The organism is Pseudomonas sp. DD1 (assembly GCF_044510355.1).
Classification (GTDB): Bacteria; Pseudomonadota; Gammaproteobacteria; order Pseudomonadales; family Pseudomonadaceae; genus Aquipseudomonas; species Aquipseudomonas shahriarae.
In genome coordinates this window covers 363247-377701 of the sequence record NZ_MSAJ01000022.1, presented here as the reverse complement: position 1 = coordinate 377701, position 14455 = coordinate 363247, and the positions used below count along the sequence as shown (strand labels likewise).

Sequence of the window (14455 nt, the reverse complement as noted above, 5' to 3'; positions counted from 1 at the left end):
GTCTCCTATTTGGCCAGTGGGAAGGTTTTTCCGCCGCTGAGCTCAAGGTTGAGTGTCTTCAAACCTTGCTCGAATTCGGATTTTGTTTTTGCCCCTTTTAGAGTCTCCCATACGTGTTTTTTGTAAGCGTTTCCATGTACACCCTCTCCCGCGTGAGCCGTCGCTTTTGTATTTGGCAGGCGAGATTTTGAATTGACGGGTAGCCATATACCGTTTTCTTTTTGATTTATATCTATGCCTAGCCTATCCATTCGTCTTCTCAACCAGCGCATGCGTACATCTTTGGAGTTGGACATCACAATGTGATGGGCTCGATAGTCTTTGCTTGGAGCCTTGCCTAGGCGGCCTCCAAGTTTTTTGGCGTCACTCGAGCAACTTAACCCAAGCGGGTCCATCCACGTGAGTGGGTTGGGCGTGTATTGATAGAGGTTGAAGCCTCCTAGTAACCCAATCGGATCCGGCGTCGTAAACCGCCCCACATCCGGATCATAAAACCTGAACGTATTGAAATGCAGCCCCGTCTCCCGGTCCAGATACTGCCCCTGAAACCGCAGGTTCTGCTCCTCAATGTAATAAGGCTCGCGCACTTCCTCCAGTGTGTTGCCCCACACCCGATAAGTTGCCTGCCAAACGCTGTGCCCGTCGGTCTCGGTCAGTTGCTCCGGCAACCCGTTCAGGTCGTTGTGGTAATAACGAATTTTTTGCAGCGGTCCGGCACCGTCGACGCGGGCCAGGGGTTGGTAGCCTTCATCTTCATAGACGTACAGGCTGGACTGGCTGTGTTTATGCTCCTGCAATAAACGCAGCCCGTCCCACATGAACCGGGTTTCGCCCAGTGGGTACCCATCACTGCCATGTTCGGTTTTCTCAACCCGCCGTCCCAGCGGGTCATACGCCATCCTGACTACACTGCCGTTTTCATTGCGCACTTCAACCAGTCGACTTTCCGCGTCATACGCAAACCGCTGCACACCACGCTTGGCGCTGCGCTTTTCGATCATCCGCCCAAACGCATCGTAGCGATAACGCTTGTCTTGATAAGTCAGCAGCTTGTTATGCACCACCAGCCCGGCGCCTGCCTGTGGGCCGTCCAGCAGATTGGCGGCGGCGTCGTAGGCGAAGGTTTCGCGCTGGCCGTGCAGGCTGTCTTGGCTTGCGATAATCCGGCCGGTGGCGTCGTAGTGCAGCAACTGGCGATGTTGAGCCGCGGGTTGCTGGTCGAGTTTGCCGACCAGATTGTCGGCGGGGTCGTACTCGAACTGCTTTTGCGCAGATGCGGGCATCAACGATGGTTGGCTGTTAAGGCGGCGTTGGCGTGAGCGCAATCGACCGCTACGGTCGTATTCGCTGCGGGTGCTGAGCTGGCCTTGGGTGCGCAGTACTTCGCGGTGCAGGCGGTCGCGCTCGAAGTCGCTGATGACCTGGCCGTCGAGGTTGATTTGATGCAGGTGCCCGCTGCCGTAGTACAGGCGGTTGAGCCAGCGGCCGTCCGGCAGTTGGGTCTGGATCAGGTTGCCGAGTTCGTCGTAATGGTGTTGCAGGTTGCCACTGGCACTCTGTTCGGCAAGCAACTGGCCGACAGCGTCGTAGGCGAAAGCCAAGGCTTGGGTTTTGCCCTGCAAGTCGGTGAAGGTGACGGCTGTGAGCTGATCGACTGCATCGTAGCTGTAGTCGGTGCGGCCATCGTCGGTGGTTTTGGCGACCAGTCGGCCGACCGCATCGCGCTCCAGTCGGTGAACGATGGGCGCCGGCAGCGTCTCCGGGACCACCGCCAGGCCATTGCCGTAAGGCGCTGGAATCGCAGTCACCGCCGTGATGTTGTCGAGTAAGTCGTAGTCGTAGCGCTTAGCGCTGCCATCGAGGTCTTGCTGTTCAGTCAGCCGATCCCCTGCGTCCCACGCAAACCGATAGCTTTCACCGTTCTCATTGACCAGCGCTTGCAGCCGCCCGTAGCTGTCATAGCCGAACTGCACCTGCCGACCATGGGCGTCTGTGCGCTGGCGCACCTGGCCACGCCGGTTGTTTTGATAGAGCGTGGTGTGCCCGGCGGGGTCGGTATAGCCCACCAACTGCCCACTGGCATCGCGCTGGTATTGCTCGGTGCGGCCATCCGGCAATTGGCTGCTGAGCAAGCGCCCCTGTGCGTCATAACTGAACTGCGTGCGTTCACCGAGGGCATCGGTGATGACCTGCAAATAGCCCCGCTCGTCGTAGCTGAAACGCGTCGGGTAGCCCGAGCAGTCGATATGCTCGACTAACTGCCCAAACGGGTTCCAGCGCAGCTTTTTGCTTTTTCCGGTGGCGTCGATGATCTCGACGACTTGGCCGTGTGCGTCATAGCGGTAACGGGTGATATAGCCCAGCGGATCGGTCTCGGCGATGCAGTTGCCGCGCTGATCATAGCGATACTGCCAGCTGTTGTCGGCAGCGTCGGTTTCCACCAGCGGCAGCGCCCAGTGTTCCAGCCACAAGGTGGAATCGCTGCGGCCCAACGGGTCGGTCTCGCCGATCAGGTTGCCGCTCTCGTCGTAGCTGTAGGCATAACACCCACCCTGCGGATCGGTGGCGTTGAGTAATTGGCGCTCATCGTTCCATTCGAACAGCCAGGTCTGGCCTAGGTTGTCGCTGTACTGAATGATCTGGTGCTGAGTGTTCCAGTGACGGATGCTGACGCGCTGCAAGCCATCGGTGATGCGTGTGGTGCCGGCTTGCAGGTCATAGTCGAATTGGTAGGTGTCGCCCTCATCGGTCCAGTGCCGCACCACTCGCCATTCCAGGCCTTCAATCAACGCCCAGTCATAGAAGCAGCGCAATCCTGTCGGCAACTGGTGCTCAACCATACGGCGCCCGGAATCATAGGCAAAACGCCGTTGTACCTGGCCGGTTGCGTCGCGCACCTGCGTCAGGTTATCCGCAGCGTCATAGTCATAGCTGACCAGCACTTCACGGCGTTGATCCGGGTACAAGCGTTCGATGTGGGTCAGATGGCCTTGATCACGGATCAGCTCAACCTGCACGAGATCAAACGTATCGCGCAGACGAACCAGGCATCCGGCATCGTCGTAGTCGAGATGGATGCGGTTGTCATTGCGATCACCGAGCTGGCTCAGGCGCAGCCGCGACGGGTTTGCCGGGGTGGCTTCGAACAGGCGATACACACCATCGTCGCTTTCAATCAGTAACGGCCCATCGCGGTGGCGCCGTACAGCAAGCCCTTCACCGGCACTGAACACCGCGCCGCCCAAGGGGATGGTGCCCATGTCGATGGGCCGGCCCTGTTCGTCGGTGTAGACAAGCGTATCGCCGCCTTCGGGGTGGGGCTGGATTTCAACGCACACCTCATACGGCACGCTCCAGCCAGCGCCGAACAGGCTGCCACGGCGTTCGTCGCGGCTGTTGTAGACGCGTTGCCAGTCAATCGGCAACAGACCGGGCAGGACGAAATCCAGCTCGTCATCGCCGCCGAGCACCTTGGCCCCGGTGGCCGCATGTACCGGGTTCGACGAGCCCATGGCCGCGTTGGCCGCAGCACCCATGGCACTGCTGACGGCCATCGACACCGCCCCGCCAACCAGCATGCACGGCAATTTGCTGAAGAACTTGCCCTTGCCCCCCTTGAGCATCAGCAGCACTGTCACGGCCAGCCCGACCCCCGGGGTCTTGCCGCTGCGAATTTCGCGTACCACCACCGAACCGCCGCCGATGGTGACGTCGGAGGAGATCAGCCCGGAGGACACCACTTTCGCATCGCAGGTGCTGCGGTCACCGCTGCGTACCGCGGGCTGGCCGTTGATGGTCACCTTGGCCGAGCCTTCGGCCATGAACTGTGGCGGCATCGGTGGGTGCTTCATGCAAAGCACCAGGTCTTCGGGCTTGGTCTCTGTGCCTGGCGCAGGTGAAGCCACGGTGGGGCGCCACATCTGTGAGAAGAACTCGCCTGCCATGTCCAGGTAACTGGCTTCGGCTTCAGGCGCTTCTTCCGGCGCCTGCATTTCCAGCTCGGTGCCGGCCGGTGCCACATGGGAAACAACCGCCCCGGCGGCACGGGCCGAGGGGATGTTATTGGTAAACGTGTCGAAGGAACCGGTGAGGATATTGGCCTGCACCGTCGGCGGGAACAGCGCGTTGCCGATGCCCTCGCATAAATTGCTCAGGCCCTTGTCGGCCCCGCTCTTGCTCATCGCAAGCCCCACAACCACGCCCACGACCGCGCCGAGGAGGAAGCACCCCAGCCCGCCCGTGACAACCGTGATCCCGGTGGCGGCGACCACTGCAGCGGTGGCCAGCGCCGTAATCGCGATGTTCGCCGCCACCTCCAGCACGCCGCCGAGAATGTCGGCCATCATCGACGTGTGGTCCATGGCATCGCCCATTCGGGCGGCCCATAACGCGTCAGACATGCAGGATGCCCATCACGCAGGCACGTCGAACGACAACGAGTTCTTGATGATCGCCCAATGCGCCGCCTCAGCATCACCAAGCTTGTCGGCCTTTACATAACTCAAGGCAAGCATCTTGCGCGTCCCCGGCAACACCAGGGCCAACTGGTACTGGAACACCTTGTCGTTGCCCTTGTTGAACTGGCTGCGCAGCTCGATCCCTTCGACCTCCTGGGCGGCGCCCAGGCGTACCGGCACGCTGGGCAGGCAGCGCAGGTCCTGCACCTGTTTTTCCAGGCGCTTGAGCTGGTCGTCGAAGTTGCTGTGCAAGGTTTCGCCTTCCGCCAGCAAGCTGCGGCTGACGATCAGCGAAGTCCCCAGTTCCGGGAACTTGAGGATATTGATCGTCGCGTCCTGCAGCTCGCCGGCGGGCAGTTGAAACTGGAATTCGTTGATGCGGTACGTCATGGCAAACAGGTCTCGTCAGGAGCTTTTAGGCGCGGGGAACGCGGCTTTGATATTGGCGTCGATGCTGGTTTTTATGCCTTGGCCATCCGGTGTGGCGCCAGGCCCGCCGCCGTTGTTGAGGTGCAGCACGCCGCCGGTGTTGAATTCGGCGTCGCCGCTGGCGTAGAAGCTGATTTGCACGCCAGTGAGGTTGATCTGCCCGCTGGCGTTCAACTCGAGGATGCTTTCCCCGCACACCAGGCGCAGGTTTTCGCCGACCTCGATGACATAGCTCTGGCTGATGCTGTCGGTCTTCTTCTGGCCAACGGAGAGCACGTCTTCCTGCTTGACGATGCGCAGGCGGTTATTGCCAATGGTCACCGTCTCGTTATGCCCAATGCTCTTGTTGCGGTCATGCCCCACCGAGTGGCTTTCATCCACCTCCACCACGATGTCCTGATTGCGCTCGGCATGGATGTACAGCTGCTCCAGGCCCTTCTTGTCCTCCATGCGGATTTCATTGAAGTTCGCCGGGCTGCCGCCCTTGCTGGAGCGGCTTTTCATCCCGCTCTGGGTGGCGTTTTCCGGCAGGTCGTAGGGCACCGTCTGTTCGGCGTTGTACACCCGCCCGGTAATGATCGGCCGGTCCGGGTCGCCCTCAAGGAAGCTCACAATCACTTCCTGGCCGATGCGCGGGATCTGCATCGAACCCCAGTTTTTGCCGGCCCAGGATTGCGACACGCGAATCCAGCAGGAGCTGTTTTCGTTGGACTGATCGTGGCGGTCCCAATAGAAATGCACCTTTACCCGGCCATACTGGTCGGTCCAGATTTCCTCGCCCTTGGGCCCGACCACCAGTGCGGTCTGCGGGCCTTTGACGATGGGCCGGTGGGTGTTGGCCAGCGGGCGGAAGCTCTGTTGAGCGTCGATGCAGGTCAGGCTGCTGTCGAACTGCGCCGACGCCGCGCCGCCTCCGGATTCCAGGCGTTCCTGGGTGATGTAGTAGCGCGCGCCGAGGATCAGGTACTCGCGGTTCTGGTCGTGGCGGCTGAAGCCGGTGAGGCTGAACAGATGGCCGGAGCCCAGGCCCCGGGCGTTGCCGCTGAACTCCACTTGTTCGTGCAGGGTTTGCAGGGCTTCGATACGGGTGCGTGCGTAGTGTTCGCCGTCTTCGCTTTTGACGTAGGTGCCGGGGTAGTCGTACAGCGGATAGTCGCCGGCGGTGTGCGGGCGGGGCATGGCCGAGCGCACGTCGATGCTGGCGCTGGGGCGCTGAAAGTCGTAGTCGTTGAGCTCAAGGGAACCGGGCTGGACTTGCTGCACCAGGTGCCAGTTGTGCATATGGTCGCGTTCGCGCTGCTGCTCGTCCTTGGGGTAGTAGGGCACCGAGGTGTAGCCAGGCACCGTGGCGTGGGCGCCATAGGCGTCGGCCAGCACCAGCACATGGCGGTCCTGCTCGTGACGGAAGAAGTAGTAGATGCCTTCCTGTTCCATCAGGCGGCTGACGAAATCGAAGCTGGTCTCGCGGTACTGCACGCAGTATTCCCACTCGCGATACGGCCGGCTCAGGGCATCTTCGAAGTCGGAAAAGCCCAGGTCGCGGAACACCTGCTTGATGATCTGCGGGATGCTCAGGTTCTGGAAAATCCGGCAGTCGGAGGTGCGGCTCAGCAGCCATAACCACGGGCGCAGGGTCACCTGGTAACTGGCGAACTGGCCCTGGTCGATGTTCTGGCTGCAGCGTGCGACGAGCCCATGGAAATACCGCGCGCCGCCATCCGCCAGTTGCAGGCTGACGCTCATCGGCTTGCCCAGCAACTGGTTGAGATCGATATTGGCGTCCAGCGAGTTCAGTTGCAGCTCGTAGCTGAACAGCCGCCCCAACTCTTCGTCACCGCCCATTTCATTGAGCAGCAGCACATCCGGCCCCAGGGGGCTGGTGATCTTGGCCAGGCGTGAGGCTTGGTTGAAAAGCATCGGTTGTCCCGTAAGTGTCTTAATAACTGAAGAAACCGAATCCGATGTGGGAGCGGGCTTGCTCGCGAATGCGGTGTATCAGTTGATACATCCGGCGACTGACTCACCGTATTCGCGAGCAAGCCCGCTCCCACATTTGGATTGCACTTCGTCAGGTTATTCGGTGTCGCTGAAGGTGTAGTGCAATTCGTTATCCCGCGTGCCGATCCGCACCCCCGCCAGTGCCTTGCCTTCGAGCATGCGCGTGAGGAACTCGCGGCTCATGTCCGGCAGCAGGCTGTTGGTGAGGATGGTGTCGATCATCCGCCCGCCGCTTTCGGTTTCGGTGCAGCGCGAGACGATCAGGTCGATCACCGCGTCGTCGTAGTCGAACGCGACTTTGTGGGTGTTCTCTACACGCTTCTTGATGCGGTCCAGTTGCAGGCGGGTGATCGCCTTGAGCATCACGTCGCTGAGTGGGTAATACGGAATCGTCACCAGGCGCCCGAGCAGGGCCGGCGGGAAGATTTCCAGCAGTGGCTGGCGCAGGGCCTTGGCGATGTCCTCCGGGTCGGGCACGTTTGCCGGGTCTTTGCAGACGTGGGAAATCAGCTCGGTGCCAGCGTTGGTAGTCAGCAGGATCAAGGTGTTCTTGAAGTCGATCACCCGGCCTTCGCCGTCCTCCATCACGCCCTTGTCGAAGACCTGGAAGAAAATCTCATGCACGTCCGGGTGAGCTTTTTCCACTTCGTCCAGCAGCACCACGCTGTAGGGTTTGCGCCGCACGGCTTCGGTCAGCACGCCGCCTTCGCCATAGCCGATATAGCCCGGTGGCGCACCTTTGAGGGTCGACACGGTATGGGCTTCCTGGAACTCGCTCATGTTGATGGTGATCACGTTCTGCTCGCCGCCGTACATGGCTTCGGCCAGGGCCAGGGCGGTTTCGGTCTTGCCCACGCCGGAGGTGCCGGCCAGCATGAACACGCCAATCGGCTTGCTCGGGTTGTCGAGGCCGGCGCGGGAGGTCTGGATGCGCTTGGCGATCATCTGCAACGCGTGGTCCTGGCCGATGATGCGTTTCTTCAGGTGCTGGTCGAGGTTGAGCACCGTCTCCAGTTCATTGCGCGCCATACGGCCCACCGGGATGCCGGTCCAGTCGGCAACCACCGAGGCCACGGCCTGGTAATCCACGGTCGGCAGGATCAGCGGGGTTTCGCCTTGCAGGGCGCTGAGGCGCTGTTGCAGGTCCACCAGTTGTGCGCGCAACTCGTCGTTGCCGCTGTCGACAGCACCAGCCTTCTCGCGCAGGGTCGCCCGGGTGGCGAGCAGCTCGTCCACCAGGGTTTTCTCTTCGGCCCAGCGGCTTTCCAGCGTTGCCAGGCGCTCGCGCTCGGCGCTCAGCAAGGCTTCGCTATTGCTCTGGCGTGCACCAATGGCGATGCCGATCGCATGCTCACGGGCGATGATTTGCAGCTCGGTTTCCAGGGCTTCGATACGGCGGCGACTGTCGTCCACCTCGGCCGGCACCGCGTGCAGGCTGATGGCGACGCGGGCGCAGGCGGTGTCCAGCAGGCTCACCGACTTATCCGGCAACTGGCGTGCCGGGATATAGCGGTGGGACAGCTTCACCGAGGCTTCCAGGGCTTCATCGAGGATCTGCACCTGGTGGTGTTTTTCCATGGTCGAGGCCACGCCGCGCATCATCAGCAGCGCCTTGTCTTCCGACGGCTCGGCCACTTGCACTACCTGGAAGCGGCGGGTCAGGGCCGGGTCTTTCTCGATGTGCTTCTTGTACTCGGCCCAGGTGGTGGCCGCCACCGTGCGCAAGGTGCCACGGGCCAGGGCCGGCTTGAGCAGGTTGGCTGCATCACCGGTGCCGGCGGCGCCACCGGCACCGACCAGGGTGTGGGCTTCGTCGATAAACAGGATGATCGGTTTTGGCGAGGCCTGGACGTCTTCGATGACCTGGCGCAGGCGCTGTTCGAATTCGCCTTTCATGCTGGCGCCGGCTTGCAGCAGGCCCACATCCAGGCTGCGCAGTTCTACGTCCTTCAACGCCGGCGGCACGTCGCCGGCGACGATGCGCAGGGCAAAACCTTCGACCACCGCCGTCTTGCCCACCCCCGCCTCACCGGTGAGGATCGGGTTGTTCTGGCGTCGACGCATCAGGATATCCACCAGTTGCCGAATTTCTTCGTCACGCCCCACGATCGGGTCGAGCTTGCCGCTGCGCGCCTGCTCGGTGAGGTCCACGGTGAAACGCTTGAGGGCTTCCTGCTTGCCCATGGCACTCGGCGCCATGGCGCCGCTGGCTTCGCCCGGCACGGCACCGGCGTTGAAACCGTCACTGGCGCTCAGGGCGTTTTCCGGCGAATCACCGACATATTCATCAAAGCGCTCGCTCAGGGCCTCGGCCTTGATCTTGTCGAACTCCCCCGACAAACCCAGCAGCGCATGCCGCAGGCTCGGCGTCTTCAGAATGCCCAGCACCAGGTAGCCGGTACGCACCTGGCTTTCGCCAAACATCAGGCTGCCGTACACCCAGCCGCGCTCTACTGCTTCTTCCACGTGGGACGACAGGTCGGTGATCGAGGTCGAGCCACGGGGCAGGCGGTCCAGGGCTTCGGTGAGGTCGCGGGCCAGGCGCGCCGGCTCGACGTTGAACTGGCGGATGATGCGATGCAGGTCCGAGTCCTGCAGTTGCAGCAACTGGTGAAACCAGTGGGCCAGCTCCACGTAGGGGTTACCGCGCAATTTGCAGAACACCGTGGCGGCTTCGATGGCCTTGTAGGCCACGCTGTTGAGTTTGCCGAACAGTGCGGCGCGACTGATTTCACCCATGCTCTGAATTCCTTGAGGTGGTGGCCTGATCGGCGTAATGCCGGGCCAGGATTAGGTCGTTGGCGTCGTGCCCGGGTTGGCCGAGCCACGTGTTGAAGCCCAGGCGGAACTGGCCGTTGAGTTGCAGTGCCGGGACTTCGGGTTGTTGCAGAACCAGGTTCAAGTCCCAGTCCAGTTCATGGCCCAGGTACTCGGCAACCCAGGCCACAAGTTCGTTGAACGGCTGGCTGCCGGGCAACATGCCCATGTAGTCGTCCAGCATGAGCGGGCCCAGGCGAATGCGAAATTTATGCTGGCGGTCCCACACATGGCTGCCCAGGCAGAAGTCCACGCCCAACTGATTGGCGCTGACGCTGACCCGGCTGCGCTCGGGCAGCTCCAGCCATTGGCCGACGTACTCTTCAATCTCCACCGGCAGGCCGAAATACTCGCCGAGAATCGCCTTCAGGCCGTCCGGGTAGCGGGTTTGTGCCGAGAGGTGGCCGCTGTAATGCAGCTTTGCGGTGTCGGGGATCAGGCCCTGGTCGAGCAGGCTGGGCATGCCCCGGCCACTCAAGGCGGCGAGGCGTGCGGACCAGTAATCATCGTCGGGCCGATCATGGCTGACGGTCGGCCGTGCTTCGGCCCAGGCCCGGTAGAACAGGGTCAGCAGGCGGTGGTGGAACACATCCAGGAAGCGCTTGCTGGTGCTGTCGGCGTTGTTGCGCTGGCGTTCGCGCACGTATTCGGTGATGTGCAGCGGCAGCGGGCCATTGGGGCCGCCGAGGCCAAAAAAGAACTGCTCCAGGCGCGCAGGCGTGCCGTCGGCGCCGGGCGCTACCGACGCCAGGGTGGCCGGGGCGAAGGTGCAATCGGCCTGTTGTCCGAGGCGCAACGGGTCATCGGCCAGGCGCAGGGAATGGCCCAGGCGCGGCAAGTCCGGCGATTCGCACTCGATACGGCGCAGCGCCTGGAAGAAGTCATATTCCCAGGGCTCCTGGTGCATCGCCTCCAGGGTACTCACAGGGTCGGACGACGTCCGGGCTTGGCTTTCCATCGCATGATCTCGCCGCGTTCGGTGGTACGGATCACCGTCTCGGTAAAACTGTTGATCGACACATAACGCGCCAGGAACCGTTCCAGTACCGCACCGAGCAGGAACACGCCGGTGCCGCGAAACGCGTTTTCATCAAATTCCAGGGTGATCTCCAGGCCACGACCAAACACGATCGGGCCGGGCATCGGCAGGCGGCGGGTCACCGCTTTGCTGCTGACCTCGCGCAGGCCTTCGATCTGCAGTTGCAGGGCGGCGTCGTTGCTGTCGCCATACAGGCGCAGCAGTTCACGCAACGCGGCGGCGCCCTGGCCCTCGCTGAGGGACAGGTAGTTGAGCGACAACTGGCTGATCAGCCGCCAGGCCTTGGCATCATGGGCGTGGCTGGCGCGCGGACGGCTGGGTCCGGCGACGCAGCGCACGGCCAGCACCGGGGCGCTGTCGGACAAGGTGAAGTCAGTCTTGCCGTTGCCCACACTCATGAACAGCGGCAGATCGCGGTTGGTGCACAGCGCGGTCACGCCCAGTTGGCGCAGGTCGTGGCGGTAGGGCGCCTGCTGACTGTCGACCAGGCTGACAAAGGTCTCGCTGCCCACATACGTGGAGCGCGGGCCATTGCGCCGCTGGTCGCTGGATAGCACGCGCGGCTCGCGGCGCACGCTGTAATAACTCTGGTCGCGGCCGTAGCGCGACGGATCGCGCACGGCGTAGAACGGCAAAAAGGCTTGTTCCGGCCCGGTGCCATGGCCGGTGATGCCGCTCAGGGAGTGAATCTCGAAGTCCATGGGTCGGGTGCGGTCGGCAATCACATGGTGCTCGTTGACCCGTTCGGACAGGTGAATCCGGTCCACGCGCTTGGGGAACAGGTTGATCGCCGGGGTGCAGAACGGCACGAATTGCGCGGCGCCCACACTGCCTTCCAGGCTCGGGTCGTGGCGGTCGAACAGCACGATCAACTCCAACTCCTGGCCATCGCAGCGTCGTACCGCGCGGCTCAGTTCAGCGAACTCGACGAACAGGTAGCGATGGGGCAGGGCGAAGTATTCCTGCAACAGGCGATAACCCTGGAACGCCCGCGATACCACTGGCATCGCCGCCTCGGCGTCGTCGAACCCGCGCGGACGCAGTGCGTCCTGTGGCAGACGCTCCACCCAGTCACCGCCGGGCTGGCGCGCAAACACCGCGCAAACATTGCCGAGCAACTGCTCGTAGAGGCGGAACGGTTGCTCATCGGCGCCGCTCAGGTACAGCGGCAGGCTGTCCAGGGCCAGGCTGTTGAAGGGCAGCTCGGCGCCGGTACGCAAGGTCAGGCGCAAACCGGCCTTGGCCTTGGGTTCGCTGGCGGCCAGTCGCCCGAGCACGGCGGACGGGTTGCCGAAGTAATCGGCCTGGCTGACCTGCAACGGCCACAGCATCACCGGGTGCGCGGTGCGGTACTCGCAGCAGGTCTGGGTTTCGCGGCCCAGGGCGGCACGCAATACGGTGTCGCGAGGCAGTGGAAAGCCGCTGGCCAGGGAGCCCTCATCGGGATCGGCCTGCAATTGCACCACGGTCATCGAAGGGGTCGGCGCCAGGTAGTGCGGGTAGGCGATTTCCAGCAGATTGTGGGTGAAGGTCGGGTACTCGGCATCGAGCTTGAGCTGCACCCGGGCGGTGAGATAAGCGAAGCCTTCGAGCAAACGCTCGACGTACGGGTCGGCGCAGTCCATGCCGGACAGGGTCAGCCGGCTGGCGATCTTCGGGTATTCCTTGGCGAACTCCGCAGCGCTCTCGCGCACATGGTGCAGTTCCTGGTTGTACAGCTCCAGCAGGCGCGGGTTCATGGGCGTCTCCGCTGGTCGGCATTGACCACGCGTACATGGCCGGACTCCAGGTCCAGGTCAGTCTGCAGCAGCAGGCGCAAGGGCACCGGCTGCGCCCACAGGTCGCCTTCGATCTCGAAACTCAGGGCGTTGTGATTCATCTCGCCATGGGCCACGCGCGCCTTGACCCGCAGGGTGTGGCGCAGGATGCGCGGCTCGAAGGTGGCAATCGCCTGGTAGATCAGGGCTTCCAGAGCATTGATATCGACACTCGATGCACTGTTGCCCGCCAGCGCCGGCAGGCCGTAATTAATCACCGACGTCCCCGCCGGGGTGTGCAACGTGGCATCGGCGCTGAGCAGCGACGTGGTATTGAGCAGCCACGCCAGGTCCCGCAGCACCGAGGCTTTGAGCTGGGTCAGGGACAGCACGCGCTTGTCCGCGCTTTCCTTGGGATTGCTCGGCTCGTCGTCGGTCAACCGGTCCAACAGGGACGGTTGCAGGCGGTCGCGGGTGGCGATTTCGGTTACCACGTAAAAAATGCCACGAAGTTTTTCTGGTCCATAGCACCAAGCAAACAATGACCGCTTTCGGCAACCATAGACGCCTCCAAGCGACCCTCAATATGTCTGATGGCCTGATACTGAGAGCGACACTCCTGGCTCGGTGCAGGTTCTGGTGCAAAGTGCTGCACAATGATGATCTGTGCATTGTTAAAACTCTCGACCCTTGGTTGGCCATTGCGGTCGATGCTCAGATGGCAAGGCCAAGGCATATCCAGAGTCAACAGGCTCTGGTCGGGCTTACGCAATGCACAGCGTTGTGCATGACTTTCCAAGGTCAGTCGTTGACCTCCAACCACCACCTCGGGGTTGGATTGGGTGGCGTCGATTTGTTCAGCTTGCTCCGCACAGGCATTCAGGCTCAACAGCACGCTCATTGACAGTATGCATTGCAGGGTGCGTGTGATCATTTCAACTCCCAGAACCAGACCTGTCGGGATCGGTGCGCCTGGTCGGCAAAGTCACCCGTTACTGAGCCTCGGTTCCATAGGTCAATATGGTCGCCGGTACGTGCTTCCAGAGATTGTCCCATCCGGGCAAAACAATCTTTGAAGAAAATAATCCCGGTTTTTTGGTAAAGCGTACGACGGTCCTCGGCGCTGCCCGTAAGAATGGTTGGGCGACCGAGATGATGACGCCACAGCCAGTTAGCCAATGACTCCGCGCCTCGGGCGTGGTCATGCGCGCACTTGGGTTCGCTATAGGTCGATTTGTTTACCTTGATGGTTTTTTCGGCGTTAAGCGTGATGCTCATACGGATGGCGCATTGATTGTCCCAAGGGCCGTCGCAGGGTGTTGGCGTTGTGGGGTAGTTTGCCCACAAATTAATAAACGAAGGTTTGGCCATGACTCAGACACCGAAAAGAGGAAGGTCGAAATTCGAGCAAGCACCAAAATCCCCCGGCGTGTGGCGCCGGGGGGCTTCGTATCAACGCTTGGTGTTGGAACGGATATTCCAGCCGAACTTGATCGGGCCGCCGTCCTTGGTGCCGTCGGCTTTCTGCGGCTGGTAGTCGACCATCACCTGGGCAAAGTTCAGGGTGACGTTTTCGGTCAGGCGATCATCGCTGCCCGAACCGCCGGTGCTCAGGGAGGTGATCAGTACTTCTTCGAGGTTGATGATCATGTACTCGACCTGGCTTTCGCCGCCGGCCTTGCGCACGGTCAGCTTGACCTTGTCGATGTGCTTGCCGCTGGCGCAATGCATCATCAGGTTAGGCGAAGCCTTGTCCACGTACTTGGTCAGCGACAGGTCCTGGATATTCACCTTGCCCGCACCGCCGCCACTGCCAACGTGCATGTTGCCGGACTGGGCCATGCCCCAGCTCCAGTTCAGCACGTCGATTTCGTCCTTGTGGGCCTTGTCCATGGACTCGCCCTTGATGTCGCCGATCTTGATGAAAATATCAACAGCCATGTTTTCTCCCTGTGTGG

10 protein-coding genes are annotated in these 14455 nt (G+C 61.8%); all 10 read right to left on the bottom strand.

From position 1 onward, the window contains the following. Positions 1-5: 5 nt before the first annotated feature. On the bottom strand, positions 6-4400 hold the full coding sequence (locus PSFL_RS15040) for an RHS repeat-associated core domain-containing protein (RefSeq protein WP_115129296.1): 4395 nt from the start codon (positions 4398-4400) through the stop codon (positions 6-8). Positions 4401-4412: 12 nt separating this feature from the next. Then, positions 4413-4847 (bottom strand): DcrB-related protein, encoded by a 435-nt coding sequence (locus PSFL_RS15035; RefSeq protein ID WP_083356086.1) that lies wholly within the window; start codon positions 4845-4847, stop codon positions 4413-4415. A 15-nt stretch (positions 4848-4862) separates the two neighbouring features. Then, entirely contained in the window at positions 4863-6803 is a 1941-nt protein-coding gene (locus PSFL_RS15030) for a type VI secretion system Vgr family protein (RefSeq protein ID WP_115129295.1), read from the bottom strand. 156 nt (positions 6804-6959) lie between these two features. After that, the gene (gene tssH / locus PSFL_RS15025; protein WP_170059922.1) at positions 6960-9623 is read right to left on the bottom strand and encodes a type VI secretion system ATPase TssH; all 2664 of its coding nucleotides are present in this window, start codon (positions 9621-9623) and stop codon (positions 6960-6962) included. Continuing rightward, positions 9616-10659: a type VI secretion system baseplate subunit TssG gene (tssG, locus tag PSFL_RS15020; RefSeq protein WP_057961026.1), complete on the bottom strand. Its 1044-nt coding sequence runs from the start codon at positions 10657-10659 to the stop codon at positions 9616-9618. Before tssG ends, tssH begins: the two co-directional genes overlap by 8 nt. Further along, complete coding sequence (gene tssF, locus PSFL_RS15015; RefSeq protein ID WP_057961025.1) at positions 10623-12479, bottom strand: type VI secretion system baseplate subunit TssF; 1857 nt, start codon at positions 12477-12479, stop codon at positions 10623-10625. The genes tssG and tssF overlap by 37 nt, the downstream gene beginning before the upstream one ends. Next, a complete protein-coding gene (tssE, locus tag PSFL_RS15010) occupies positions 12476-12991 on the bottom strand; it encodes a type VI secretion system baseplate subunit TssE (protein WP_057440531.1) in 516 nt (171 codons plus the stop codon). Before tssE ends, tssF begins: the two co-directional genes overlap by 4 nt. Continuing rightward, positions 12985-13431 carry a hypothetical protein gene (locus tag PSFL_RS15005; protein WP_057440530.1) on the bottom strand — a complete coding sequence of 149 codons (447 nt, stop codon included), beginning with the start codon at positions 13429-13431 and terminating at the stop codon, positions 12985-12987. The genes tssE and PSFL_RS15005 overlap by 7 nt, the downstream gene beginning before the upstream one ends. Continuing rightward, positions 13428-13868 carry a type VI secretion system amidase effector protein Tae4 gene (locus tag PSFL_RS15000; RefSeq protein WP_120734345.1) on the bottom strand — a complete coding sequence of 147 codons (441 nt, stop codon included), beginning with the start codon at positions 13866-13868 and terminating at the stop codon, positions 13428-13430. The genes PSFL_RS15005 and PSFL_RS15000 overlap by 4 nt, the downstream gene beginning before the upstream one ends. Before the next feature lie 81 nt (positions 13869-13949). Next, complete coding sequence (locus PSFL_RS14995; protein WP_029289879.1) at positions 13950-14438, bottom strand: type VI secretion system tube protein Hcp; 489 nt, start codon at positions 14436-14438, stop codon at positions 13950-13952. Between the last annotated feature and the right edge of the window lie 17 nt (positions 14439-14455).